The organism is Thioclava sp. ES.031 (genome assembly GCF_002563775.1).
GTDB lineage: Bacteria > Pseudomonadota > Alphaproteobacteria > Rhodobacterales > Rhodobacteraceae > Thioclava.
Window position 1 is genome coordinate 1,579,286 of record NZ_PDJO01000001.1, and the last position, 25,750, is coordinate 1,605,035.

Genomic DNA, 25,750 nt, shown 5'->3' on the forward strand with positions numbered 1-25,750 from the left:
AAGACCGCGCCAAGCGTGGCGCGGCCAGTTCAACAGGGAGGAAGCGCCCCCATCCGCGCAAAAGCGTACTCCGGGGGCAGGATCAGACTGGCGCAAAAGGGTTAAGGTAGTATTGTCGGAGCCGAAATTTGTTTGGCGAGGGCAAGATGACCGGTGTTCTGACCGAAGAGGGTGTGTTCGTTGGGGGCGGTGGTGAAGGCTACGCAAGCCCGCAGGAATTGAAGCTCCAATACGGCAACCGTCACGGGCTGGTTGCGGGCGCGACCGGCACCGGCAAAACGGTGACGCTGCAGATCCTCGCGGAAGGCTTCTCGCAGGCGGGCGTGCCGGTCTTCATGGCCGATGTGAAAGGCGATCTGTCGGGCATCGCGGCCACTGGCTCGGCCGAGGCCAAGCTGCACAACGCCTTCATGGAGCGCTCGCAGACCATCGGTTTCGATCTGCAATACCGCGCCTATCCGACCGTCTTCTGGGACATGTTCGGCGAGAAGGGCCATCCGGTGCGCACGACCGTCTCCGAGATGGGGCCGCTGCTGCTGAGCCGTCTTCTGGGGCTGACCGAGGCGCAGGAAGGGGCGCTCAACATCGCCTTCCACATCGCCGACAAGGAGGGGCTGGCGCTGCTCGACCTCGACGACCTGCGCGCGATGCTGCGCCATATCGGCGAGCGTGCGGACGAGATCGCGCTGGAATACGGCAATGTCGGCACCGCGACGATCGGCGCGATCCAGCGCGACCTGCTGGTGCTGGAGAACCAGGGCGGGGCGCAGTTCTTCGGCGAACCCGCGCTGGACCTTGGCGATCTGATCCAGACCGACGAAAACGGCATGGGCCAGATCAACATCCTCGCCGCCGACAAGCTGATGGGCAGCCCGCAGCTTTACGCGACTTTCCTGCTGTGGCTGCTCTCGGAACTGTTCGAGGAACTGCCCGAGGTCGGCAACCCCGACAAGCCCAAGCTGGTCTTCTTCTTCGACGAGGCGCATCTGCTGTTCGACGACGCGCCCAAGGCGCTCGTCGACAAGGTGGAGCAGGTGGCGCGGCTGATCCGCTCGAAAGGGGTGGGGGTGTTCTTCATCACCCAGAACCCCGGCGACGTGCCCGACGGCATTCTCAGCCAGCTTGGCAACCGCGTGCAGCACGCGTTGCGTGCCTTCACCGCAAAGGATCAGCGCGACCTGCATCGCGCGGCCGAGAATTACCGCGCCAATCCGAGCTTCGACACCGAGATCGCGATCAAGGAAGTCGGCACGGGCGAGGCGGTGACCTCCTTCCTCGAAAAGAAGGGCGTGCCGGGCATGGTCGAGCGCACGCTGATCCGCCCGCCGCAGTCGCGTCTTGGCCCGCTCAGCGATACCGAGCGCGCCGCCGTGATCGCGTCAAGCGGTCTGGGCGACAAATACGACACGCCCGTGGATCGCGAGTCGGCGCAGGAAATCCTCGCCAAGCGTGCCGAACTGGCGGCGCGCGAAGCCGCAGAGGCCGAGGTGCGCGAGAAAGCGGCCAAGACCGCCGCGGGCCGCTCCGAGCTCGATGAGGGCTTCGACAATTTCAACAATGCACGGCGCTACGATCCGACGGCGAAGTCGAAACCGGCGCGCAAATCCTCGCGCCGGTCCGATACGATCCTCGAGACCTTCGGCAAGAGCCTTGCGCGTCAGCTGGGCACCAAGACGGGCCAGACGATCGTGCGCGGGGTTCTCGGTTCGCTCTTCAAGTCGCGCTGAGCGACGGGGCACCCGCGCTCTCCTCAGCGGGCTGCGGCGCCAGCCGCGTCTCGGCCAGCAGCGCGATCAGCAGCTCGATATGGCGGGCGACCGAATAGGTCGCCTCGCCCGCGCGCCGCGCCTGATCGAGCGCCTCTTCCTCGGCCATCAGCGCGCGCAGGGCCGCTCCCGGACGCGGCAGCTCGCTCATCCGCATCACCCGCTTGAGGTCGCGCTTGCGGCTGTAATCGCTCAGCCCGTGCCGGGCCGCGCGGATCAACAGGCGCGGGCGGCGCAGCTTCGCCACGGCGGTGACCGGATCGATATCGGGGGCGACGCTGTCGGCGGCGGCCGGTTCGACCAGGCGCAGCGGCGACGGGGCGTGGAAGGCAGGCGTGGATTTCTGGCGAAATGCGAAGGTCATCGGAAACTCCCTTGAGGTGAGATCCCGAGCGTTACCCAGCCTCAGATGGTGTTGCGCAATTTCGCCCTGAAGCGTGCGCCCCGCAAAGCTTTGTTTAGGAAGTTTAAGGAATTCTTGCTGGCGTCCCGTTTATTAACGAACGGGTAACCAAAGCAACTCACGGTTGTTACCGGACGGACTCGTCGCGCGTTTCGCGGCGCAATCTGGGGGACAATATGACTTCGATCGCACCGGCCCCGGCGGAGCTTCCCGCCTGGCTGCCCGAACATGCCCGACTCTATCTGCGCCATGTCGAAGAAGGCGTTCCGATACGGGCATTGGCACGGGCGGAAGGGTGCGCAGCCTCGACGATCCTGCGCCGCGTGCGCCGGATCGAGGCGCGGCGGGACGATCCGCTGGTCGATGAGGCGCTCGAACGTCTTGGCCGCGCGGCCGGGCCGGGCGCCGCCAATTATCCCGAGGCTCCGATGACGACCGTGCTCCAAAAGGACACGCCCATGACCGCTGCTTTCCACCCCTCTGAGACGCCCGCCGATGAAGACCAGCTGCGCCGTGAGACGCGCCGCATCCTGCGCCGCCTGTCCGAGCCGGGCGCGCTCCTGATCGTGGGGCGCGAGATGGACAAGGCCGTGGTGCTCCGCGGCACGGTGCGCACGGCCGTGCTGGAGCGCGCGGTGGCGCAGGCTTTCGCGCTCAAGGACTGGATCGAGGTCGCCCATGTGGGGCGCGTCACCAGCTACGAGATCACGCAAGCGGGGCGCGCGGCGCTGAAACGCGTGCTGGAGGAAGAGGCCGCGGCACGCGGCGAGACCGCCGCCAATCCCTTCGCCGCGCAACATGGCGAGTTCGCCCACGAGACGCGCGCCGACGCGGACGGGCATCAGCGCCGGGTGCGCGCCAATCTGGCCGAAAGCCCGCTCGCGGTGCTGGCGCGGCGGCGTGACAAACAGGGGCGGCCGTTCCTCGGCGCCGATCTCGTCGCCGCCGGGGAGCGTTTGCGCGAGGATTTTGAGCTGGCGCAGATGGGCCCCCGCGTGGGTCAGAATTGGGAACGGTTCCTGACCGGCGGTGGGGGGGCGCGGGCAGTATCGCCCCGAGCTGGCGATGGGCGGCGGCTCCGACACCGCGCGCGAGCGGGTGGCGCTGGCGCTGCGCGATCTGGGGCCGGGCCTGGGCGACATGGCGCTGCGCTGCTGCTGCTTCCTCGAAGGGCTGGAGACGGCGGAGAAGCGGCTCGGCTGGTCGGCGCGCTCGGGCAAGATCGTCCTGCGCATCGCTCTGCAACGTCTCAAGCGGCATTACGACGACACCTATGGCGGGGCCAGTCCGATGATTGGGTGAGCGGCGGTCCGGACGCTCTCACGCAGCCAAATCCTCAATGCCTAACAGTGCGTTAAAGTTAAGGTTTTACCTTAGCTTTGCTTTGCAAGACTCTGATAAAACGCAAGAAAGGGCGTGAGGTTTTCTCGCGCCCTTACCTTTTTCGCTGGTCCGTGTCCTGCCGACCTTGGCGTGCACCCTTACGGATTCCTTCTTGGTATGAGCGACCCATGCGAAAATGATATAACGCGAAGTTGTAAATTTTTCCGTGTGGCGATAATCGAAGGTTATGAATATCACGCTTCGCCAACTCACCTATTTGCGGGCGCTCGGTCAGGCGCGCTCTTTCTCGCGCGCCGCTGAGATCGTCCATGTCAGCCAGCCCGCGCTCTCGGTCCAAATCCGTGAGCTGGAGGAGCAGGTGGGCCAGCCGCTGGTCGAGCGCCGCCCGCGCGATGTGCGGCTGACGCGGGCCGGGCGGCGGGTGCTGGAAACCGCCGAGCGGGTCGCGGGCGAGTTGCGCGATTTGCAGTCCGAGGCGCGGCGCGGGCTGGGGCAGGTCAATCTTGGCGTGATCCCGACCATCGCGCCCTATCTGCTGCCTGCGTCTCTGGCGGGGCTGCGCGCGCAAGGGGGGCTGCGGCTGCGCGAGGCCACGACCGAGTCGCTGCTGGCCGAGATCGCCGAGGGGCGCCTCGATGCCGCGATCATCGCGACGCCCGCGCCGGAACTGTTCGAGACACCGCTGTTCGAGGATCGTTTCCTGCTGGCCGGGACGCCGGATCAGCTGACAATGGTGCGCGGCCTCAGCCCTCAGGCGATCGACCCGGATCAGCTCTTGCTGCTCGATGAAGGCCATTGCCTCGCCGATCAGGCGCTGGCTCTGTGCGGGCTGACGCGGGCGGCGCAGCGCATCGATCTGGGGGCGTCCTCGCTGACCACGCTTTGCGCGCTGGCCGGGCAGGCGATGGGGCTGACGCTGGTGCCCGAGATCGCGAGCTTGCAGGAAACCCGCGCCTTTCCGACGCTCGCGCTCAGCCGGTTCGACGAAGAGCCGGCACGGACCGTGAGGCTGGTCCGTGCCCGCGAAGTTTCCGATGCCGAGGCGTGGTTCGACCCGCTCGCGCAGGTCTTGCAAAGTGCGGGCGAGGGGCTGGTCGCGCAGGCGCGCAGACGCTTCTGATCGCCGCGCGCCCCGGTCTCGGCCCCTCGTATGCCGGCCCGATAAACGGGCCGGCATAGGGTCACGCCGCCGCTTCGGCCTTGGCGTTGACCAGCCAGTTCATGACGGTCTCGGGCGAGGACACGCCATAGGGATCCGCGCCATGGTTGTCTTCAAGGCCCGGCTCCTCGAACCAGGCCTCGATCACGCCGTCATTGACGACGGCCGCATAGCGCCACGAGCGCAGACCGAAGCCCAGATTGTCCTTGCGCACCAGCATACCGACGCGGCGGGTGAACTCGCCCGAACCATCGGGGATCACCTTGACGTTCTCGAGGCCCTGCGCCTTGGCCCACTGGTTCATCACGAAGGCGTCGTTGACCGACAGGCAGTAGATCTCGTCGATGCCCTGTGCGGCGAAATCGTCGAAGCCCTTCTCGAAGCCGGGCAGCTGGTAGGTCGAGCAAGTGGGGGTGAAGGCGCCGGGCAGCGCAAACAGCACCACGCGCTTGCCCGCGAAGTAATCCGCGGTGGTCTTGTCCTCCCAGCGGAAGGGGTTCGGCCCCTCGATGCTGTCGTCGCGCACGCGGGTGTGGAAGGTCACTTCGGGCAGTTTCGAACCGGGAAGCATGGGAGGTCTCCTTTATCGGTTGGGGAGGTTGCGGTTTGGAGAATGTCCTGACTAGCGGATGTCCCTTTCGGTCACAATCGCTGACTTTGCAGATGCAGCATCCGCCGCGCGACTTTGCAGTCGTTGACTTGATGGTGGCCTGAGCGTCGCTTACGCGCAGGTCAGCCGCGCGCCATGTGCATTGCGGCCTTCGGGGTTGCGCATTTGCATCCGGGACGCAATCGGCTTATGTGACCATCAACCGCACTCCGAAAGGATGGATCATGCGCGATCTCAAGATGCCCGGTGAACGCCACCCCGAAAAGGCGCATCGCGCCGACAATGCCCAGCCCAAGAAACCCGATTGGATCCGCGTGAAAGCGCCGGTCTCGGAAGGCTACAAGAAGACGCGCGACATTCTGAAGACCAACAAGCTGGTCACCGTCTGCGAAGAGGCAGGCTGCCCGAATGTCGGCGAATGCTGGAGCCAGGGTCACGCTACCATGATGATCATGGGCGAGATCTGTACCCGTGGCTGTTCCTTCTGCAACGTGGCCACCGGTCGCCCCGACGCGCTCGACGTGTTCGAGCCGGGCCGCGTCGCCCATGCGGTCGAGACGCTGGGTCTGAACCACGTCGTGATCACCTCGGTCGACCGCGACGATCTGGACGATGGCGGGGCGGAGCATTTCGCGCAGACGATCCGCGCGATCCGTCACCGCTCGCCCGACACCACGATCGAAATCCTGACGCCGGACTTCCTGAAATGCGAGCCCGCCGCGCTGGAGAAAGTCGTCGAGGCGCGCCCCGACGTGTTCAACCACAATCTCGAAACCGTGCCTGGCCTCTATCCCGGCGTGCGCCCCGGTGCGCGTTACTTCCACTCGCTGCGCCTTTTGCAGCGCGTGAAAGAGCTGGACCCGTCGATGTTCACCAAATCGGGCATCATGGTCGGTCTGGGTGAAGAGGCACCGCAGGTCCGTCAGGTGATGGATGACATGCGCTCCGCCGATGTCGATTTCCTGACCATCGGGCAATATCTGCAGCCGACGCCGAAGCACCACGCGGTGATGCGTTTCGTGACGCCGGAAGAGTTCCGCGACTACGAGAAAGCGGCTTACGGCAAGGGCTTCCTGATGGTGTCGGCGACTCCGCTAACCCGCTCGAGCTATCACGCGGGCGACGACTTCGCCCGGCTGCGCGAGAACCGGCTGAAGAAGCTCGGCCTGAGCTGAGCGCGCCGCAAGCGATCTGAATGAACCCGGCCCCCAGCGGCCGGGTTTTTCATTTCTGGAGCGATGAGACGCGGAGGTCCCATTCCCGCCAGTGCCGCACCGCGTGACATAGCGAGACGCACGCGGTTGCCGCGCTCCGGCTCTGCGCCTTAGCGCGCGGGCAGAGGATGGAAGCAGGCGACCCGTTGATCGTCGCCGATCTGCTCGAGCGCGGGAGCCGCCTCCCGGCATTTATCGGTCGCGTAGGGGCAGCGCATCGCAAAGGCGCAGCCCTTGGGCGGGTCGAGCGGGTTGGGCAATTCCGCGTGCCCGTCTTCGGGGTCTGACAGCGCACGCCCCACGACCGGCGCGCTTTCCGCCAGCAGTTTCGTGTAGGGGTGGCGCGGATGGGCGAAGATTTCCTCGGCCCGGCCTTCCTCGACCACCGAGCCGAAATAGAGCACCGCGATCCGGTCAGAGACCGCCTCGACCACCGCCAGATCGTGACTGATGAACAGGTAGGTCAGGCCGAATTCGCGTTTCAGGTCTGCCAGCAGGTTGAGCACCTGCGCCTGCACCGACACATCGAGCGCCGAGACGGGTTCGTCGAGGATCAGGATGCGCGCCTGCGCGGCGAGCGCCCGCGCGATGCCGATGCGCTGCGCCTGACCGCCGGAGAACTCATGCGGGTAGCGGTCTAGGAAATCGGCGCGCAGGTTCACGCTGTCGAAAATCTCGAGGATACGCTTCTCGCGCGCCTTGCGGTCCATCCCGTGCAGCAGCTTCAAGGGCGCATCCATGATCTGCCGGATCGTCTTGCGCGGGTTCAGCGAAGAGATCGGGTCCTGAAACACATACTGGATGCGCTTGCCGAACTCGGCCGGGTCGGCGTTATCGAGCGCCGAACCCTCGATTTCGATCGTGCCGGTCGTCGCGGGGAGCAGCCCCACCAGCATTCGTGCCAGCGTGGACTTGCCGCAGCCCGACTCTCCGACGACGCCGAGAGTCTCGCCGGTCTGCACTTCCAGCGTTATCGGATGGACGGCTTGCACGGCCCCTGTGGTGCCGCCGAAGAGCTTCTTGCCAAAGGGGAATGTCTTCGACAGATCGGTGACTTGCAGGGCGATGCTCATGCGGTTTCCTCCGCCAGGGTGGTTTCGGGATGCAGGCAGCGCACCGCGCGGGCACCGGCCCGTTCAAGCGCGATCTCGCTTTGCTGGCAATCCGGTTGCGCCTTCAGGCAGCGATCGGCGAAGGCGCAGCCTGCGGGCAGCGCATCGACCGAAGGCGGCAGGCCCGGGATCGCCTCCAGCTTGCGCTTGCCCGCGCCCAGTTCGGGCACGCAGGCGATCAGCCGCGCCGTGTAGGGGTGGGCGGGGGCGCGCAGGATCTCCATCGTCGGGCCTTCCTCGACGATCCGGCCCGCATACATCACCGCCACGCGGTCGCACAGCTGCGCCACCACGCCGAAATCATGGGTGATGAAGATGATCGCGAGCCCGCGCTCGCGCCGCAGATCGTCGAGCAGCGAGAGGATCTGTGCCTGCACCGTCACGTCGAGCGCCGTGGTCGGCTCGTCCGCGATGATCACGTCGGGATCGTTGGCCAGCGCCATCGCGATGCCGACGCGCTGACGCATGCCGCCCGACATCTCGTGCGGGTAGCTGTCCACGCGCTCCTCGGCATTGGGGATGCGCACGGATTTCAGCAACTCGATGGCCTTTGCACGACCTTCGGATTTCGAGATCGCGCGATGGCTGGAGATCGCCTCCACCAGTTGATCGCCGACCTTGTAGAGCGGGTGCAGCGTCGCCAGCGGGTCCTGAAAGATATAGGCGACGCGGCGACCGCGCAGGGTTCTCAGATCGCCATAGCGCGCGCCGATCATGTCGCGGCCCTCAAGCCGCGCGGCTCCGCCGGTGATGACGCCGGGCGGCGAGGCGACAAGCCCCATGACCGACAGCGCCGTGACCGATTTGCCCGAGCCGGACTCGCCGATCACGCCGAGACATTCGCCGGGTTTGACCGACAGAGAGACACCGGACACCGCCTTGTAGATGCGGTCCTTGACGTGGAATTCGGTCCGCAGGTTCTCGAGGCTGAGAATGCCGTCAGTCGCGACTTCTGGCGCGGGGGTGTGTTTGCGGTCCACGCGGGTCGCGGCCATCGGACGGCTCAGCGCGTCCGATTTCAGCCGCGGGTCGAGCGCGTCGCGCACGCCGTCGCCCAGCAGGTTGATGCTCATCACGATGATGAGGATCATGATGCCGGGAATGACCGAGGTATGCGGGTTGGTGATCAGCGCCGAGCGCGCCTCGCCCAGCATGCTCCCGAGATCGGCCTGCGGCGGCTGAGAGCCGAGCCCGAGGAAGCTCAGGCCCGCCGTCTCGAGGATCATCCAGCCGATCGTGGTGGACATCGCGATCACGATGACGGGCACCACATTGGGCAGGATTTCCGAGGTGATGATGCGCGCATTGGACATGCCCGCGAGCTTTGCCGCATCCACGAATTCCTTATTGGCAAGCCCCACGGTGATGCCGCGAATGTTGCGCGCGAAGAAGGGGATGTTGACGACTGAGACCGCGATCAGCGCATTCACGAGACCGGGACCGAGCGCGGCCACGATCGCGAGCGCCAGCAGGATATAGGGGAAGGCCATCAGCATATCGACGGCGCGCATGATGATATTGTCGGTGCGCCCGCCATAGAAGCCCGCGATGATGCCGACTGCCGCGCCCGCAACAGCCGCGAAGAGGGCTGCGGCAAAGCCCACGGCGAGCGACAGCCGGGTGCCCCACAGAAGCCGCGAGAGCAGATCGCGCCCCAGCGCATCCGTGCCCAGCAGCGCGCTATCGGAGAACGGCGGCAGGAAGCGGTTCGCGGTGTTCGTCGCGTCCGGATCGACGAGAGGCAGCAGAGGCGTAATCAGCGCCAGAGCCACCACCAGCCCCATCACGATCAGCCCACCCAGCGCCAGCCGGTTGCGCGCGAGAAGTTTGAAGAACGCGCTCATGTCTTGATCCTCGGGTCGAGAAGGCTCTGGGCGACATCGACGATGATGTTGAAAATGACGTAGCAGGCCGCGACGAAGACCACGCCGCCTTGGACGAGCAGGATGTCACGCTGCAAGATCGCATCGACCAGCATCCGCCCGATGCCGGGCCATTGGAACACGATCTCGATATAGACCGCGCCCGACAGCACGAAGCCCGCCTGAATGCCGAGCACAGGGATAATCGAGACCATCGCCGCGCGCAGGGCATGGCCCCAGATCACGCGGCCCTCTTTCACACCCTTGGCCCGTGCGGTGCGGATGAAATCCTGCCGCAGCACCTCCAGCATGGCCGAGCGCGACAGTCGCGCCACAACGCCGGTCGCCACCACTGCCAAAGCCAGCGCGGGCATCGTCAGGTGATGGAGCAGGTCGGGCAGGTCGCCGCCGCCATAGATCGCATACATCCCCGAGACCGGCAGCCATTGCAGGTCCACGGCGAAGATCAGGATCATCATCATCCCGAGGAAGAAGGACGGGATCGAAATGCCCAGCAGCACCACGAAGGTGATCGCCTTGTCGGCGAAGCCATATTGGCGCGCGGCCGAGACCACGCCTGCGAGAATGCCGAACACTGTGCAGAGAACGAAGGAGGTGCCCGCAAGGATCAGCGTGTTGTTGAACCGCTCCAGCACCTCGTCGATCACGGGGCGATTGAGCGAGAAGCTCTGGCCGAAATCGCCGTGGAGCATGTTCCACAGCCAGATGGAATAGCGCGCCACCAAGGGCTGATCGAGGCCGAGATCGCGGTTCAGCTTCGCCACGTTTTCGGGTGTGGCATAGCTGCCCAGGATCGCGGTGGCCGGGTCGCCCGGGATCATCGCCATGATCAGAAAGACGATCACCGTGATCCCGAGGATCACCGGCACCGCCAGCAAGAGCCGTTTGAGGATATAGCTGCCCATTGGTCTCCCTTTGGGTGACGCGCAAATGATGAAAAAAAGAGTGCGCGGGCCAGTCGCGGCTCGCGCACTCGGAAGGATCAGGCCTTCGTCACGTCCTTGAGGAGCAGGAAGAACGAGGGCTGCAGCGTGAAGTCCGACACTTTGTCGTTCGTCACCGCGTTCTGCTTCCAGTTCGCCACGAAGACCCAGGGCGCGTCGTCATGCACGATCTGCTGCATCTTCTTGTAAAGCTCGGCGCGCTTGGACTGATCGGTCGCGGTGCGCGCCTCTTCGAGCAGCTTGTCGACCTCGGGGTTCGAGTAATAGCCCGAGTTGAAGCCGCCCTTGTCGGGCCAGGCATCGGTGCGCAGCGCGAGATAGGGCAGGGTGTCGGGATCGTTCGTCATCCACGCCATCTCGGCCATGTCGACATGCTGCCCGTTCGCATCCAGCCCCGGGTTCACCTTGCCGAGGAAGGTGTTCCACTCGAAGGTCTCGATCTTGGCGTTCAGCCCCACCGCTTTCAGGTCGGCCTGAATGGCCGTGCCCATTGCCACCGGGTCGAGCATCCCCGAGCCGCCATCGGTGACGTAGAAGGTCACTTCCGTGCCCTCGGCCACGCCGGCCTCTTTCAGCAGCGCCTTGGCCTTTTCCGGGTCGTAGGGGTAGGGGTCGAGGCTATCGTCATGCGCCCAGGCGAAGGCGGCGGGCGTCGGGCCGTTGGCCACGGTGGCCGTCCCTTCGAGCACATCGTTGACGATCGCTTTCTTGTTGATCGCGTAGTTCGCGGCCTGACGGGCGCGCTTGTCCTTGAACGGCCCCTTGGCGCAATCGAGGATCAGGAACCACAGATGCGGCCCGGCCTGCTCGACAAGGTGGTACTTGTCGTTCTGGAACTCCTTGAGCGCCACGGGCGGCACCTCGACCATCAGGTCGATCCCGCCTGCCAGCATCTCGGCCACGCGGGTATTGGCATCGGTGATCGGGCGGAAGATCACAGCCTTGAGCGAGGTGGGCGTGTCCCAGTAATCTGGGTTGCCCTCGACCACGACGGCCTCGTTCGCACGCCATTCCTTGAAGGTGAAGGGGCCGGTGCCGACCGGGTTGCGGCCGAAATCCTTGTCGAATTTCTTCACCGCCGTCGGCGAGACGATCAGCCCCGTCGGATAGGCGAGGTTCGACAGGAAGGGCGCATAGGGTTCTTTCAGCGTGAAGACCACGGTTTGCGGGTCCTTCGCGTCGATCGTGTCCACGCTCGAGAAGAAGAAAGCGAGCGGGAAGGGACCGGTGTGGTGATAGGGGTGGTTCTCGTCGAGCATCCGCTCGAAGTTGAACTTCACCGCCTCGGCGTCGAAAGCGGACCCGTCATGGAACTTCACGTCCTGACGCAGGTGGAAGGTGTAGGTCTTGCCGTCATCCGAGATGTCCCAGCTCTCGGCGAGGGCCGGTTCGACTTCGAGCGTGCCGGATTTGTAGCGCACCAGCCCGTCATAGAGATTCATCAGAATGCGGAAGTCGTTCACGGCGGTGACCGCCGCCGGGTCGAGCGCCTTGGGCTCCGCGATCTGGCCGACGACCAGAACGCCGGGCGGGGTCGCCGCCATCGAGGGCAGACCGGTTCCCATCAGGACGCCCGCAGCCACGCCCGAGATCAGAAGTCCGCGCCGCGTAAGGGTGAGTTTTGCCATAGTACCTCTCCTGTTCAGCATGGCTGATTTTTATTGGTGATGATTGCATGAGGGCAAATTATCATGATAAATGCAAGAGCGTAGATTAACGGAGTTCCGCCGTGACGGTATCAATTCTGGCATATGACGAAAAAACAGGCGTCTTTGGCGGGGCGGCCATGACCGGCAGCCTCTGCGTCGGCGGCTGGGTGCTGCGCGGCGGCGCCGAATCGGGATTGTCGGCAAGCCAGGGCACCGCGCCGTCCACGCTCTGGGGCGAGGATGTGCTGGCGAAGATGAAGGCGGGTATGTCCGCGCCCGATGCCGTGGCGGAGGTGACAGACCCCGATACCGGACGCGCCCACCGCCAACTCGCCGCCATCGACCTGCGTGGGCGCACGGGCCATTTCACCGGCGAGATGTCGGTGCCGGTCTGCGGTGCGCTGGAAGGGCCGGGTGTCGTGGTTTCGGGCAATATGCTCGCCGATTGGTCGGTGATCGTGGCGGTGCGCGACACCTACCTGTCCACACAGGGCCCGATGCCCGACCGTCTGATGGCGGCGCTGGTGGCGGGCGCGCAGGCGGGGGGCGACAGCCGTGGGCTCCTCTCGGCGGCGCTGCTGGTGGCCTCGCGCGCGACGACGCCGCTCACCCTGCGCATCGACCGCTCCGCCAAGCCGCTCGAGGATCTGGCCGACCTGCTCGCCGCCGCCCGGGCCGAGCCCTATTACGGCTGGACCCGCGTCGTGCCGACCCTCGACGATCCCTATCGCGCCCCCGATCTGGTGGAGCCCGAAGCGCTCCCGCTGCCCGAGACCGGGACGGAGTAGCTCGGAACTTGGCGCGGGGCGACCAGCCCCGGGCCGCGCCCGACCCTCCCCACGGGAGGGCGCATTGGCGGCGTCGGCGCATGCATCACCGATTTTCGGGTTTGCGAGATGAATCGCTAAGCCACACGCGTTGCAAAGCGCCCGCCCGAGGCTCGGGCGCGGCCCTCGGCGCGAAAGCCCGCGTCACTCGGCGATGAAGCGTTTCATCACCTCGGCCTCCTGCGCCTCCATGAAGCGCTGGGCGGTGGCCATGTGATCCGCCATGATCGTGCGGGCATCCTCGGCACGGCCCTCGCGCAGCGCGGCGATCAGGGCGATCTGGTGGTTGCGTCCGCTCTCCCACAGCTCGCGGTTATGGGGCGCGTAGAGTTTGCGATAGACCGTCAGGTCCGACAGGATCTGCGCCATGAAGCGGATCAGGAAGGCCAGCAGCGCATTGTCGGAATGCCGCGCCAGCACCGCATGGAATTTCAGGGAATCCACATGCTGTTCGCGTTCCTCCTCGGGCGTCGCGGCGGGGGCGGCATATTGCGAGACCAGCGCCTCCAGCTCGGCCAGATCCGCCTCGGAGAGCTTTCCGGCAAGGCTCGCAGCCACTTCGGGCTCCAGCGCGCGGCGGATCTGGTAGATGTCGGCGACCGTCAGGTCCTTGAAATAGAAGTAGTTTCCCAACAGCGCCCGAGCGCGCTCCTCGCTGACCTCGCCCACGAAGGAGCCGCCGCCAGGCCCGGTGCGTGTCGTCACCAGCCCCTGCGCTTCCAGCAGCCGCATCGCCTCGCGGATCGTGCCTTTCGCCATGCCGAACCGGGCGATCATCTCGCTCTCGCCCGGCAGGCGGTCGCCCTTCTTCAGCCGCTGCGCGACCACCCAGTCCTTGATCTGATCGGCGACGCGCGCCGGGCGGCTGCGTCTGGGTTCGGTGGAGGGTTTCGGGCGCATCTGACCTCTGCGAGGGAAATTCCTGGAGACTTTCTCCTAGACCAAAACCGGGTGAAAGAGTAGATACCTATTTATCATTATAAATAGACGGGGCCGATCCGAATGACTGCGAATGAGGACTGGGGCGCGATGGCGAGCGAACGTCTGAGCGCGATCGCCAAGGCGTCCGAGCCGGGGCCGGGGGTGACGCGTTTGCCCTTCGGTCCGGAGCACGAGGCGGCGCTGGACCTTATATCGGAGTGGATGCGGCGCGCGGGCTGTTCCGTGTCGCTCGATTCGGCGGGGACGCTGATCGGGCGGCGCGAGGGACCGCCCGGTGCGCCCACGCTGCTGATCGGCTCGCATCAGGACTCGGTGCGCGAGGGAGGGGCGTTCGACGGGATCATGGGCGTGGCTCTGGGCTGTCTCGCCCTCGAGGCCCTTGGCGCGCAGGAACTGCCCTTCGCCGTCGAGGTTCTGGCCTTCGCCGATGAGGAAGGCGTGCGCTTCCCCACCGCGCTGATCGGTCCACGCGCGCTGGCAGGCACGCTCGACCCGAAGGTCTTCGAGATGACCGACAGGGCAGGCGAACGCCTCGGGGAGGCCTTGCGTGCCTTCGGGGGAGATCCGGAAAAGGCCACGATGCTCGCGCGAAACCCGGATGAGATCGCGGGCTATCTGGAGCTGCATATCGAGCAGGGCCCGGTGCTGGAAGCCGCCGATGCGCCGCTTGGCGTCGTCACCGCGATTTCCGGGATCGAACGGCATCGCGTCACGGTCACCGGCGAGGCGGGACATGCGGGCACGGTGCCGATGGAGATGCGCCATGACGCTCTTCTCTCGGCCTCCGACCTTGTGCGCGGCGTGCATGACATGGCGCGCGATCACGGAATTCGCGCGACCGTCGGTCAGCTGACAGTGTCGCCCAATGTGGTCAATGCGATCCCTGCGCGGGTCGATCTGACGATCGAGATCCGTGCCGCCGAAGACGCGGCGCGCGATGCTGTCGGTGCGGCGCTCGGCGAGCTGTGCGCCGGCATCGCAGTCGAGACACTCACCGAAATCGAGATCGAAAAGACCTATTCCCAACCCGCGCAGGCCTGCGACCCCGATCTGCGTGCGCGGCTCGCAGCGGCTGTCGAAGCCGCGACCGGCGCCCCCGCGATCGAGCTTCCCTCCGGGGCGACGCATGACGCTTCCGCGATGGCCGATCTGTGCCCGATTGCGATGCTCTTCGTCCGCTGCAAGGGTGGGGTCAGCCATAATCCGGCAGAAGAGGCGAATGGGGCGGATATGGGCGCCGCGGTCTCTGCGCTCGCGGAATTCCTCAGGCGTTACGTGCCCTGAGACGGGGTTGCCAAAGTGGCGATTGGAGGTCTTTGACATCGCCGCCGAGTCTCTGTCTGACTGGCACAGCGGCGCAGGGCCTCGTTGACGCGAGTGATCCGCAGCAACGCGCCGCTTCGTAAGTCATGAGAGCTGATGGCGACCGGAGGAGGAATGATGCGTGGTTTGATCTTGGGGCTGATCCTGTCGGGGGCGATGCCGGGCCTCGCGCTGGCCTCGATCTTCGGCGGCTGGGCTGAGCAGCGGTTTTCGCTGTTCTCGTCGAATGACTGGCAGCAGTCCCGCGATGGCGTGGAGATGCGCTCGGACGGCTCGGTGTCGCTGATCTGGCGGGCGTTGCCGCAGTCCGATTGGGGCACGCGCAAGGCCGCGTGGCAATGGTCGGTCAGCCAGAGCGTCCCGCCGACGCCGCTCGACCGTAAGGGCGGGGACGATCGCGATCTGTCGCTCTATTTCGTCTTCATGCCCGAGGCCGTCGCCCACGCCAATGAGGGGGCCAGCATCCGCAAGCTTCTGGCGGTGAAGGAAGCGCGCGTGCTGATGTATGTCTGGGGCGGCAAGCACGGGCGCGGGGCTCTGCTGCCCTCGCCCTATCTGGGGGCGCGGGGCAAGACGGTGGTGCTACGCCCGGCGGGGACCGGCACGCATTCCGAGAGCGTCGATCTCGCGCGCGACTACCAGCGCGCCTTCGGGGCGCAGCCGACGCAGCTTGTGGGGCTGGCTCTGTCAGGGGACAGCGACGACACCGACAGCGCGATCCGCGCCCGGATCGAGGGGCTGAGCCTGAACTGACCGCGCCACACCGTCCCCGGTGATTTCACACAAAAACACTGCCAAGACATGACTTTGTCGGTAACCTGTGGCAGCAAGGCCCAAAAGGGGGGGCAGGATGGCGCTCAATTTCAGACAGTCCGAAATTCTCGAAATCGCGCGCGACGAGGGCCGTGTCGTGGTCGAGGCCTTGGCCGAACGCTTCAATGTGTCGGTCCAGACGATCCGGCGCGACCTGACGGAACTGTCCGAGGCGGGGCATCTGGAACGCGTGCATGGCGGGGCGGTGATCCGCACCGGCGTGGTGAATTTCGCCTATGAAGAGCGCCGCCGGATGAACGAGGCGGCGAAGGCGGCAATTGGGCGGGCCTGTGCGCAGGCGATCCCCGACAACAGCTCGATCGTGCTGACGCTGGGCACCACGACCGAGGCGGTGGCGCGCGAGCTTCTGCATCATCGCAACATCACCGTGGTCACGAATAACATCAATGTCGCCAATATCCTGATGGCCAATGAGAGCTGCGACATCCTCGTGGCGGGCGGCAACCTGCGCCGCTCGGATGGCGGGCTCGTGGGCGACCTGACGGCGGATTTCATGGGCGAGTTCAAAGCCGATTTCGCGGTGATCGGGACTTCCGCGCTCGATGCGGACGGAGACATGCTCGATTACGATCTGGCCGAAGTGCGCGTGAGCCGCCGGATCTTGCGGCAGGCGCGGCAGAGCTTTCTGGTGACTGACGCGTCGAAGCTGGAACGCTCCGCGCCGGTGCGCTTGGCCTCGCTCTCCGATATCGACCGGGTTTTCATCGACAAGCCCTTGCCGGACGCGCTCATGGCGCTTTGCGCGCAATGGGACACCGAGATCACCGTCGCTCAGTGAGGCTCAGCGCATCACCCGCCGCAGCCCGGTCTGCACCCGCGTGAGTTCCGGCAGATAGGTCTCGATCAGCGTCGCCGCCGGATCGGCGCTCGCCGCCATCCCGGTATTGAGCGCGGCCACGACCCGCCCATGCATGTCGTAAAGCGGCACCGCGATGGAGCGCAGCCCGATCTCCACCTCCTGATCGATCACCGCATAGCCGTCGCGGCGCACCTGATCGATGCGCGCGAGGATCTCGCCCGGATCGGTGAGGCTATAGGCCGTGCGCGGCGTCAGGTCCGAGGCCTCCACCGCCGTGCGGGCGTCTTCCGGGGGCAGGGCGGCCAGCAGCACGCGCCCCATCGAGGTGCAATGCGCGGGCAGCCGCGAACCCGGCATCAGCCCGATCGACATCACCCGCCTCTGCGCCGCCCGCGCGAGATAGACGATTTCGGTCCCGTCGAGGATCGAGACCGAACAGCTTTGCCCGATCCGGTCGGTCAGCTGATCGAGCCACGGCTGCACGATCTGCGGCAGCGGCAGCGAGGCCAACGCCCCCATTCCGAGCCGTAAGACCTTCGGTGTTAGCGTGAAGAACTTGCCGTCGTACTCCGCGTAGCCCTCCGCGTTCAGCGTCAGCAGGCAGCGCCGCGCGGTGGCCCGGTCGAAGCCCGTCGCCTGCGCCACCTCGGCAATCGAGAGCCGCGGCGTCTCCGCCCCGAAACATTCGATGACGCGCAGGCCTTTCGCGAAAGAGGCGATGAAATCGGTCGGTTTGTTCAACATGCGAACAGGTTTTCTCGCGATGCGAACAAATGTCAAGATGCGCACGAAAGCCGTGGAAAGCCGTCCCGCGCAGGTCTAAATCCGAGGCCTCAGGAGGACCGCAAATGGACAAGAGACTTTCCTCGCTGACCGAGGCCGTGGCCGATATTCAAGACGGCGCCACGGTGATGATCGGCGGCTTTGGCGGCTCGGGGGCCCCGATCGAACTGATCCACGCCCTGATCGACCGCTTTCTCGAAACCGGATCGCCCAAGGGGCTGACCGTGATCAACAACAACGCGGGCAACGGCCATGTCGGCATCGCCGCTATGATCGAGCAGGGCATGGTCAAGAAGATGATCTGCTCCTTCCCGCGCTCGGCCGATCCGACGGTGTTCACCGAACGCTATCTGGCGGGTGAGATCGAGCTGGAACTGGTGCCGCAGGGCACGCTGGCCGAGCGTATCCGCGCAGGCGGCGCGGGCATCCCGGGCTTCTTCACGCCGACCTCCGTTGGCACCGATCTGGCCGAGGGCAAGCCGGTGCAGCAATTCGACGGCCGCGACTACGTGATGGAGCGCTGGCTCAAGGCCGATCACGCGCTGATCAAGGCGGAGCAGGGCGACGCGCTTGGCAATCTCACCTACCGGATGGCCGCGCGCAACTTCTCGCCCCTGATGGCGACGGCGGCAGAAAAGGTCGTCGTTCAGGTGACCAAGGCAGTTGAGCCGGGCGAGATCGACCCGGAAGTCATCGTCACCCCGGGCATCTTCGTGGATGCGATCGTCGAGGTCGCCAATCCCGCCCAGGAAGAAGAGTTGAACCGCGCCGGAGCCCATCACCCATGACCCAGAAACTGAGCAATGCACAGATCGCCTGGCGCGCCGCGCAGGACATCGAGGACGGCGCCTATGTGAACCTCGGGATCGGCTTTCCCGAGATGGTCGCGCGCTTCCAGCCCGAAGGCCGCGAGGCGATCTTCCATACGGAAAACGGCGTGCTCGGCTTCGGCCGCGCGCCCGAGCCCGGTCAGGAGGACTGGGACCTGATCAATGCCGGGAAAAAGGCGATCACGCTGAAGCCCGGCACCGCTTTCTTCCACCATGCCGACAGCTTTGCGATGGTGCGCGGCGGGCATCTCGACGTGGCGATCCTCGGCGCCTATCAGGTGGCCGAAACGGGCGATCTGGCGAACTGGTCGACCGGGCCGAAGGGCGTGCCCGCCGTGGGCGGGGCGATGGACCTTGTACACGGGGCCAAACGCGTGGCTGTCATCACCGACCACGTCACCAAGAAGGGCCAGCCGAAGCTGGTCGAGGCCTGCACCTTCCCGCTGACCGGGGTGGGCTGCGTGACCCGCGTCTATACGTCGCTCGCCGTGGTGGACGTGGTGGATGGTCGCTTCGTCCTGCGCGAAAAGCTCCCCGCGATCTCGATGGAGGAGCTGCAATCCGTCACCGGTGCGACCCTGCATATCGAGGGCGCGGTGGGTGACCTGATCTGTCCCGAGGAGTTGGCCGATGCGTGACGCTTATATCTGCGACTATATCCGAACCCCGATCGGCCGTTTCGGCGGCGCGCTGGCGCCTGTCCGGGCCGACGATCTGGGGGCGATCCCGCTGCGCGCTCTGATGGCGCGCAACACGGGCGTCGATTGGGAGGCGGTCGAGGACGTGATCTTCGGTTGCGCCAATCAGGCGGGCGAAGACAACCGCAACGTGGCGCGCATGTCGGCGCTGCTCGCGGGTCTGCCGGTGAACGTGCCGGGGACCACGATCAACCGGCTCTGCGGCTCTGGGATGGATGCCATCGTCACCGCCGCCCGCGCGATCAAGGCGGGCGAGGCCGATCTGATGATCGCGGGCGGCGTCGAGAGCATGTCGCGCGCGCCCTTCGTGATGCCCAAGGCCGAGGCCGCCTATAGCCGCGCCAATGCGGTCTATGACACGACCATCGGCTGGCGCTTCGTGAACAAGCTGATGAAAGAGTCCCACGGCGTCGACTCGATGCCCGAGACGGCGGAGAACGTGGCCGACGATTTCGGCGTGAGCCGCGCAGATCAGGACGCGTTCGCGCTGCGCTCGCAGGAAGCTGCGGCCAAGGCGCTGGAAGAAGGCCGTCTGGCCGAGGAAATCACGCCCGTCACGATCCCGCAGCGCAAGGGCGAGCCGGTCGTGGTCGACACTGACGAACACCCGCGCCCCGGCACCACGCTGGAGGCGCTGACCAAGCTACGGCCCATCGTGCGGCCTGATGGCACGGTCACGGCGGGCAACGCGTCCGGCGTGAACGATGGCGCAGCGGCGCTGATCATCGCCTCCGAGGACGCCGTGCGCAAACACGGGCTGACGCCGCTGGTGAAGATCTCCGGCGGGGCCGCGGCGGGCGTGCCGCCGCGGATCATGGGCTTCGGGCCTGCGCCTGCCAGCAAGAAGCTGATGGCGCGGCTGGGGCTGACGCAGGACGCCTTCGACGTGATCGAGCTGAACGAGGCCTTTGCGAGCCAAGGTCTGGCCACGCTGCGCGATCTCGGCATTGCCGATGACGATGCCCGCGTGAACCCCAATGGCGGCGCGATTGCGCTTGGCCATCCCTTGGGCATGTCGGGCGCGCGGATCACCGGCACGGCGGCGCTGGAACTGGTGCGCCGTAAGGGCAGCCGGGCGCTTGCCACGATGTGCATCGGCGTGGGGCAGGGCATCGCCGTTGCGCTGGAGGCGGTCTAGAGAGCTGCGCCCGGTACGCGCCGAAGGCGCAGGGCGCGCGTCGGTCCGTCCCGACGGGCTGGCGCATCTGCAGCCGGGCACGCCGCGTCACTGATGGAGGGGCGTGGCAGGCATCAATCTCTTGAGCGGATAAGGGACGCGCGCCATCCCACGGACCGGCGCGCGCCCTGCTTGGCTCAGGTCTTGTCCAAGAACGCCTTCAGCAGCGCCGCGACAGCCTCGGGTTGCTCGTAACAGGGCAGGTGGCCGGCATTCGCGATCTCGTGAAACTCGGCGTTGCACAGCTCCGCCGTGCCGCGCACCAGATCGGGCGGGGTCGAGGCGTCATCCGCACCCGTCATCGCCATCACCGGCAGCGTCAGCGCCCGCGTCGCCTCGGTCTGATCGGCCCCGGCAATCGCCGCGCAGCAGCCCGCATAGCCCTCGTCGGGCCCGCGTTCGAGCATGTTGCGGCAAAGCGCGAACTCCGCCGGGTGGGCCTCGGCGAAACCGGGCGCGAACCAGCGTGCGAGGATCGCATCGGAGATGCTCGCGATGCCGTCGCGGCGCACATTGGCGATCCGCTCGTTCCACATCTCGGGCGTGCCGATCTTGGCGGCGGTGTCCATCAGCACCAGTGCACGCAGAAGGTCAGGACGGCGTGCTGCGAGGCTCTGTCCGATCAGCCCGCCGATCGAGAGGCCCACGAAGGTCACGTCCCGAAGCCCGAGCGCATCGCAGATCGCGGCGGCGTCGCCCGAGAGGTCCTCGATGCTGTAGGGGCCGGGCGGGCAATCGCTCAGCCCATGCCCGCGCTTGTCGAACCGGATCAGCCGCAGCCCCTCGGGCAGATGCGGGATCAGCGTCTCCCAGAGCCTCAGATCGCTGCCCAGAGAATTGCCGAACATCACCACGCGCCCGTCGCGCGGGCCCTGGTCGAGAATGTGGAGCGTCACCCCGTCATGGGTCAGTGCGTGCATGAAAGCCTCCTCTTTGCAGGAGGTTGTAGCGCGCGGGACTGGGGAAGGAAAACATACCGCGCGGGTATCGGGGATTACCTCGGTGATACCTGAAGTGGGATGCCGGGAGCTACTTGGCGCGGGGCGACCAGCCCCGGGCCGCGCCAGAGGGCGGCGCCCGACCTCGGGTGGGCGCGTGACAACAGTCGTGGTCCGCGCTTAATCTCGCAAGATCCGAGAGTGATCGGTGCGCGCAGCGGCGTCGCAAAAGCGCCCTCCCGGGGGGAGGTCGGGCGCTGCCCGGGGCTGGTCGCCCCGGACGGGACCTGAGGTCGGCGCCATCCCCAAAACCAAAAAGGCCACCCCCGAGGGGATGGCCAGCCTCCGAAACTGCGGAGAGGAATTACTCGGCCGGCTCGGCCACTTCGTCCTTGGTCTCCGCCTCGGCCATCGCGGCCTCGATGATCGGCGTGCCATAGACGAAGAAGTCCTGCGGAAGCTCGCCACCGAACCAGACGCCGCCGCCGTTGAAGAAGTTGCTCTCGTCCCAGGTCAGCGTCTTCCAGTCCGGGTCGAAGATCAGATAGCCGGTGTCGCCGAACAGCTCGATGCGGTTGCCGCCGGGCTCGTAGACATACATGAAATAGGCCTGAGAGACGCCGTGCTTGGCCGGGCCCGCTTCGATGGTCACGTCATATTCCTGCAAGATATCGGCAAGGTCGAGCATCTGGCCCTGATTGCCATACCAGAAGGCGACATGGTGCAGACGGTTGCCGGGGCCTGCCTGATCCTTGGTGAAGGCGACCTCATGCACCAGCGGGCTGACCGAGAACCACGCCGCCAGCTCGTCCGAGCCGCCGAAGACCACGTTCTCACGCTTCAGGAAGCCGAGATTGTCCTGCAGGAACTTGCCATTCTTGGTCACGTCCGAGCAGAGCAGATTGACGTGGTCGAGACGACGCACCGGCACCCCGCGCAGCGGACGCTTCTGGGCGCGCGAGAGCAGCTTCGATTTCAGCTCTGCCGGGGCCTCGTAATACTCGACCTCCCAGAACAGGTGCTGCTTGTGGCCGTCCGGCGTGGTGAATTCATAGGCGCGGCCATAGCCCTTGTGGCCCTCGACCCATTTGCCCGGATTGTCGGAGGCCTCGAGCACGGCCACGCGGCGCTCCAGCGCCTGCGGAGACGACGCGCGCCAACCCACCATGGCGATGCCAGCCTTGTCCGAGCGGGTCAGCTTCAGCGAGTGGTGATAGCGATCCTCATAGCCGCGCAGATAGCACGAGGTGCCGTCATCCTCGGTCGGCGTCATGCCCAGAACATCGTGGAAGAACCAGAAGCTTTCCTCGAATTTGGGGGTGAAAAGTTCGATGCAGGCAAGCTGCGCGACATCGTGGATCTGTTCCTGAAAGCTCATGGTGTCCTCCCTAAAGCTCGATAAGGTGAATGCGGTCAGTTTGCTGGGGCCTTCTCGTGGCCGTTGGTCGGGGCTGTGCCGTTCGAGGCGGCGGCGGGTTGCTCGCTCGCTTCGACATATTTCGGCTCGCCCGCGACCGCGTAATGGCCCGAGCGCAGCTCGTTGAGCATGATCCGAACGGCCTGCGGCTTGACGCCCAGCGTGTCGACCGCCGCGCGCGTGACCTCGCGCATCAGCGCTTCTTTCTGCGCCTCGGTGCGGCCTTCCATAAGGTTGATCTGGATTACCGGCATGACTGCTCCTCTGTCTCGGGACGCGCCCTCATTCCCCGCGTTTCGGGGCCTCCTCGGCGTGTCCGTGGACCGAGATTGGGGCAGAAAAGGCGATACGATCAAATACCATTTAGTCCGGGTTTCGATACCGAAGGCGCATCGCTCCGGGTAAGAGTGAACCCGTCATATGGCACGATGTCGCACCCGGATCACGTCCGGTCTGCAACATGAGGAACGTCTTTCAAGTTGCGGAATTTATTGACTTAAACTGCGTGCGACTTCGAGGAAATTCGCGACGATCGGAGATGGGTCGTCCTCTCGGGAGATGCAGGAGATATCGACCCGCGCGCTGTCGCTCACATCGCTGATCGGCAGGCATTTCACGCCTTCCATGATGACCGATGTGATCGATTGCGGGACGACCGAGACGCCGAAGCCCGCCGCCACCAGCGCCATCGCGGTAAAGCCGTCGCCCACGACCTGCGCGACATTGGGCGCAAAGCCTGCCTCGTGGCAGAGCCCCGTGACCTTCTCGACGAACCCCTGCGCGCGGCTGGCGGGAAACAGCATCATCGGTTCGCGCGCCAGTTCCGACAGCGCGACGCTCTCGCGATCCGCGAAAGGCCCCGGATCGGGCACGACGATATAGAGCGGCTCCGAGGCCAGCTCCTCGATCGCCAGCCCCGGCACCGGCGTCAGCATCCGGTTGAAGCCCAGATCGATCGAACGGTTCTGCAGCCCCTCGATCTGCGCCAGTTTGTCGAGCGCGTGCATCACCACTTTCACATCCGGGTAGCGGCGTTTGAATTCGAGGATGATGCGCGGGATGAAGCTGAGGATCGCGGTGCCGAAGATCGCGATGTCAATCCGGCCAAGCCCGCCCTCGGACGCCCGGTGCACCCGGTCCGCCGCCTGATCGAGCAGCGCCGCGATGTTGCGCGCCTCATCGAGAAACAGCGCCCCCGCTTGCGTCAGCTCCACCCCGCGCGGCGTGCGGTTGAAAAGCTGCGCGCCGAGCTGTTCCTCCAGCGCTTGAATCTGGCGGGTGATCGGGGGCTGGGAGACATGCAGCCGCTCGGCCGCGCGGCCGAAATGCAGCTCTTCGGCCACGGCGATGAAATAGCGAAGCTGGCGCAGGTTCATGGGTGTCCTCTCCGGCGCTCAGAGTGAGGCACAATGGCGAAGGGGGCAAGCCGGGCGCGCGGCGGCCCGTGGGGTGGCGCATCCCGACATATCAGCGGATGCGCTTTATCCGCGCGGCTGCCTCCATCGCTCGAGCCACGCGCGCGGGTGGCAAGGCGCCAGCCCGTCGGCACGGGCCGGCGCGCGCCCTGCGCCTGCGGCGCGCATCGGGCGCGGCTCGCGAGGCTGGCGCTCACAGCTTGATACAGAGGTTCGTCCGCTCGGTGTAGAATTCGAGCGAATGCACCCCGCCTTCGCGCCCGATCCCTGAGGATTTCGAGCCACCGAAGGCCGTGCGCAGGTCGCGCAGGAACCACGAGTTCACCCAGACGAGGCCCGCCTCCATCTGCCCGCCGACGCGATGTGCGCGGCTGAGATTTTCAGTGAGGATCGTGGCCGAGAGCCCGTAATTGGTATCGTTGGCCATCGCGATCACTTCCTCTTCGCTGTCGAAGGGCTGGATGTGGCAGCAGGGGCCGAAGATTTCCTCGCGCACGATGGGGCTGTCTTCGGGCAGGCCGGTCCAGATGGTCGGCTCGACGAAGAAGCCCCCGTTGCGGTAATCGCCTTGCGCGAAGTCCGGCGTGCCGCCGCCGGTGACGATGGTCGCGCCCAGATCGGCGGCCTTCTTGTAATAGCTCAGCACCTTCTCGCGATGCTCAGCGGAGATCAGCGGGCCGATGGTCGCGCCGTCGGTATCCGGGCCGCCTTGGATCAGACCTTCCGCGCCCGCTTTCAGGCGGCTGACGAATTCCTCGAAGACGGGGCGTTCGACGTAAATCCGCTCGGTGCCCAGACAGACCTGCCCGGTATTGGCGAAACACGAGCGCATCGTGACCTCGATCGCCTTGTCCAGATCTGCATCGGCAAAGACGATGGCGGGGTTTTTGCCGCCGAGTTCAAACGACACATCGCGCAGCCCCACCGCAGCCTGCTTCATGATCGCCTCGCCGGTGCGGGTCTCGCCGGTGAAGGTGATGCCGTTGACGCCCGGATGCTGGGTCAGCAACTCGCCCGCGCTGTCCGGCCCAAAGCCGTGGATCACGTTATAGACGCCTTTCGGGATGCCCACCTCGTTCATCACCTCGCCCAGCAGGGTCGCGGTGGCGGGGCTTTCCTCGGACGGCTTCACGACGACCGTATTGCCACAAGCCAGCGCCGGGCCAACCTTCCAAGTCATCAGCAGGAACGGCGCGTTCCAGGGCGAGATCACCCCGATCACGCCTTTCGGGCGATGCAGTTCGAGATTGGCCGCCCCCGTGCCGTCGGGCGTATCCATATGGAAATACTCGCCGCCCGTGTTCTTGAGCATCTCCGCGAAGATCCGGAAATTCGCCGCGCCGCGCGGAATCTCGACCTTCTCGGCAAAGCCGCGCGTATGGCCGGTATCGGCCACTTCCGCTTCCATGAAGTCGGCCTTGCGTGCGTCGATCGCGTCGGCGATCTTCATCAGCAGATCGCAGCGTTGCGCTTTCGGCATCTTGCCCCAGGGGCCTTTCAGCGCCGCCTGTGCCGCCTCCACCGCGTCATTCACATCCTCGGCCAGCGCCTCATGCACATCGGCGATCTTCTCGCCGGTGGACGGGGAAATCTTGTCGAAGGTTTTGCCCGATTGCGCGGCGCGGTATTCGCCGTCGATGAAGAGCTTATGCGTGGTCATATCGTCCTCCCGTGAGCCACCTC

The 25,750-nt window shown here is 65.8% G+C and carries 23 protein-coding genes and 1 pseudogene; 11 read left to right on the forward strand and 13 right to left on the reverse strand.

Annotation, left to right across the window (positions count from 1 at the left end):
* Positions 1 to 146: 146 nt before the first annotated feature.
* On the forward strand, positions 147 to 1,727 hold the full coding sequence (locus AXZ77_RS07665) for a helicase HerA-like domain-containing protein (RefSeq protein ID WP_098412470.1): 1,581 nt from the start codon (positions 147 to 149) through the stop codon (positions 1,725 to 1,727).
* Here the strand turns inward: AXZ77_RS07665 and AXZ77_RS07670 are convergent.
* Positions 1,714 to 2,130, reverse strand: coding sequence for a DUF6477 family protein (locus tag AXZ77_RS07670; RefSeq protein WP_255266433.1), 417 nt, complete (start codon positions 2,128 to 2,130; stop codon positions 1,714 to 1,716). The two genes, AXZ77_RS07665 and AXZ77_RS07670, sit on opposite strands and share 14 nt — an antisense overlap.
* 215 nt (positions 2,131 to 2,345) lie before the next feature.
* Here AXZ77_RS07670 and AXZ77_RS19830 point away from each other — a divergent pair.
* Together AXZ77_RS19830 and AXZ77_RS07680 are read left to right on the forward strand one after the other, a co-directional pair.
* Positions 2,346 to 3,471 (forward strand): annotated as a pseudogene (locus AXZ77_RS19830) (DUF6456 domain-containing protein).
* Between the two features lie 268 nt (positions 3,472 to 3,739).
* Complete coding sequence (locus AXZ77_RS07680; protein WP_098410685.1) at positions 3,740 to 4,633, forward strand: hydrogen peroxide-inducible genes activator; 894 nt, start codon at positions 3,740 to 3,742, stop codon at positions 4,631 to 4,633.
* Between the two features lie 61 nt (positions 4,634 to 4,694).
* Here AXZ77_RS07680 and AXZ77_RS07685 read toward each other — a convergent pair whose 3' ends face one another.
* Positions 4,695 to 5,243: a peroxiredoxin gene (locus tag AXZ77_RS07685; RefSeq protein ID WP_098410686.1), complete on the reverse strand. Its 549-nt coding sequence runs from the start codon at positions 5,241 to 5,243 to the stop codon at positions 4,695 to 4,697.
* A 263-nt stretch (positions 5,244 to 5,506) separates the two neighbouring features.
* On the opposite strand from AXZ77_RS07685, the gene lipA reads away from it, so the two are divergent.
* Complete coding sequence (gene lipA, locus AXZ77_RS07690) at positions 5,507 to 6,457, forward strand: lipoyl synthase (protein WP_075774628.1); 951 nt, start codon at positions 5,507 to 5,509, stop codon at positions 6,455 to 6,457.
* A gap of 149 nt (positions 6,458 to 6,606) precedes the next feature.
* Here the strand turns inward: lipA and AXZ77_RS07695 are convergent, their stop codons facing one another.
* The 4 genes from AXZ77_RS07695 to AXZ77_RS07710 all read right to left on the reverse strand — a co-directional run bounded on the left by AXZ77_RS07695 (position 6,607) and on the right by AXZ77_RS07710 (position 12,063).
* The gene (locus tag AXZ77_RS07695) at positions 6,607 to 7,569 is read right to left on the reverse strand and encodes an ABC transporter ATP-binding protein (protein ID WP_098410687.1); all 963 of its coding nucleotides are present in this window, start codon (positions 7,567 to 7,569) and stop codon (positions 6,607 to 6,609) included.
* Positions 7,566 to 9,452 carry a dipeptide/oligopeptide/nickel ABC transporter permease/ATP-binding protein gene (locus tag AXZ77_RS07700; RefSeq protein ID WP_098410688.1) on the reverse strand — a complete coding sequence of 629 codons (1,887 nt, stop codon included), beginning with the start codon at positions 9,450 to 9,452 and terminating at the stop codon, positions 7,566 to 7,568. The genes AXZ77_RS07695 and AXZ77_RS07700 overlap by 4 nt, the downstream gene beginning before the upstream one ends.
* Positions 9,449 to 10,396: an ABC transporter permease gene (locus AXZ77_RS07705; RefSeq protein WP_098410689.1), complete on the reverse strand. Its 948-nt coding sequence runs from the start codon at positions 10,394 to 10,396 to the stop codon at positions 9,449 to 9,451. Before AXZ77_RS07705 ends, AXZ77_RS07700 begins: the two co-directional genes overlap by 4 nt.
* Before the next feature lie 77 nt (positions 10,397 to 10,473).
* Positions 10,474 to 12,063: an ABC transporter substrate-binding protein gene (locus AXZ77_RS07710; RefSeq protein ID WP_098410690.1), complete on the reverse strand. Its 1,590-nt coding sequence runs from the start codon at positions 12,061 to 12,063 to the stop codon at positions 10,474 to 10,476.
* A gap of 101 nt (positions 12,064 to 12,164) precedes the next feature.
* Here AXZ77_RS07710 and AXZ77_RS07715 point away from each other — a divergent pair, with 101 nt between their 5' ends.
* Complete coding sequence (locus AXZ77_RS07715; protein ID WP_098410691.1) at positions 12,165 to 12,872, forward strand: DUF1028 domain-containing protein; 708 nt, start codon at positions 12,165 to 12,167, stop codon at positions 12,870 to 12,872.
* Positions 12,873 to 13,055: 183 nt separating this feature from the next.
* Here the strand turns inward: AXZ77_RS07715 and AXZ77_RS07720 are convergent, their stop codons facing one another.
* Complete coding sequence (locus AXZ77_RS07720; RefSeq protein WP_098410692.1) at positions 13,056 to 13,811, reverse strand: FadR/GntR family transcriptional regulator; 756 nt, start codon at positions 13,809 to 13,811, stop codon at positions 13,056 to 13,058.
* Positions 13,812 to 13,913: 102 nt separating this feature from the next.
* Between AXZ77_RS07720 and AXZ77_RS07725 the strand changes: the two genes are divergently transcribed.
* From AXZ77_RS07725 to AXZ77_RS07735, 3 genes are all read left to right on the forward strand, one after another.
* Positions 13,914 to 15,137, forward strand: a complete 1,224-nt coding sequence (locus AXZ77_RS07725; RefSeq protein ID WP_098410693.1) for a M20 family metallo-hydrolase — start codon at positions 13,914 to 13,916, stop codon at positions 15,135 to 15,137.
* A gap of 156 nt (positions 15,138 to 15,293) precedes the next feature.
* Positions 15,294 to 15,929, forward strand: a complete 636-nt coding sequence (locus AXZ77_RS07730) for a DUF3047 domain-containing protein (protein WP_098412472.1) — start codon at positions 15,294 to 15,296, stop codon at positions 15,927 to 15,929.
* A gap of 97 nt (positions 15,930 to 16,026) precedes the next feature.
* Positions 16,027 to 16,788: a DeoR/GlpR family DNA-binding transcription regulator gene (locus AXZ77_RS07735; RefSeq protein ID WP_098410694.1), complete on the forward strand. Its 762-nt coding sequence runs from the start codon at positions 16,027 to 16,029 to the stop codon at positions 16,786 to 16,788.
* A 3-nt stretch (positions 16,789 to 16,791) separates the two neighbouring features.
* Here the strand turns inward: AXZ77_RS07735 and AXZ77_RS07740 are convergent, their stop codons facing one another.
* Positions 16,792 to 17,553 (reverse strand): IclR family transcriptional regulator C-terminal domain-containing protein, encoded by a 762-nt coding sequence (locus AXZ77_RS07740; protein WP_098410695.1) that lies wholly within the window; start codon positions 17,551 to 17,553, stop codon positions 16,792 to 16,794.
* 104 nt (positions 17,554 to 17,657) lie between these two features.
* Here AXZ77_RS07740 and AXZ77_RS07745 point away from each other — a divergent pair, with 104 nt between their 5' ends.
* From AXZ77_RS07745 to pcaF, 3 genes are read left to right on the forward strand one after another with little or no spacing between them, the layout of a single operon-like run.
* A complete protein-coding gene (locus AXZ77_RS07745; protein WP_078546891.1) occupies positions 17,658 to 18,380 on the forward strand; it encodes a 3-oxoacid CoA-transferase subunit A in 723 nt (240 codons plus the stop codon).
* The gene (locus AXZ77_RS07750; protein ID WP_098410696.1) at positions 18,377 to 19,060 is read left to right on the forward strand and encodes a CoA transferase subunit B; all 684 of its coding nucleotides are present in this window, start codon (positions 18,377 to 18,379) and stop codon (positions 19,058 to 19,060) included. Before AXZ77_RS07745 ends, AXZ77_RS07750 begins: the two co-directional genes overlap by 4 nt.
* Positions 19,053 to 20,258 (forward strand): 3-oxoadipyl-CoA thiolase, encoded by a 1,206-nt coding sequence (gene pcaF, locus AXZ77_RS07755; RefSeq protein ID WP_098410697.1) that lies wholly within the window; start codon positions 19,053 to 19,055, stop codon positions 20,256 to 20,258. Before AXZ77_RS07750 ends, pcaF begins: the two co-directional genes overlap by 8 nt.
* A gap of 176 nt (positions 20,259 to 20,434) precedes the next feature.
* Here pcaF and pcaD read toward each other — a convergent pair whose 3' ends face one another.
* From pcaD to AXZ77_RS07780, 5 genes are all read right to left on the reverse strand, one after another.
* Entirely contained in the window at positions 20,435 to 21,217 is a 783-nt protein-coding gene (pcaD, locus tag AXZ77_RS07760; protein ID WP_098410698.1) for a 3-oxoadipate enol-lactonase, read from the reverse strand.
* Positions 21,218 to 21,599: 382 nt separating this feature from the next.
* Entirely contained in the window at positions 21,600 to 22,613 is a 1,014-nt protein-coding gene (locus AXZ77_RS07765) for a VOC family protein (RefSeq protein WP_098410699.1), read from the reverse strand.
* A 35-nt stretch (positions 22,614 to 22,648) separates the two neighbouring features.
* A complete protein-coding gene (locus tag AXZ77_RS07770) occupies positions 22,649 to 23,008 on the reverse strand; it encodes a 2-hydroxymuconate tautomerase (RefSeq protein ID WP_255266434.1) in 360 nt (119 codons plus the stop codon).
* Between the two features lie 132 nt (positions 23,009 to 23,140).
* Complete coding sequence (locus tag AXZ77_RS07775) at positions 23,141 to 24,028, reverse strand: LysR family transcriptional regulator (protein ID WP_098410700.1); 888 nt, start codon at positions 24,026 to 24,028, stop codon at positions 23,141 to 23,143.
* A 232-nt stretch (positions 24,029 to 24,260) separates the two neighbouring features.
* On the reverse strand, positions 24,261 to 25,727 hold the full coding sequence (locus AXZ77_RS07780; RefSeq protein ID WP_098410701.1) for a 2-hydroxymuconic semialdehyde dehydrogenase: 1,467 nt from the start codon (positions 25,725 to 25,727) through the stop codon (positions 24,261 to 24,263).
* Positions 25,728 to 25,750: the final 23 nt, after the last annotated feature.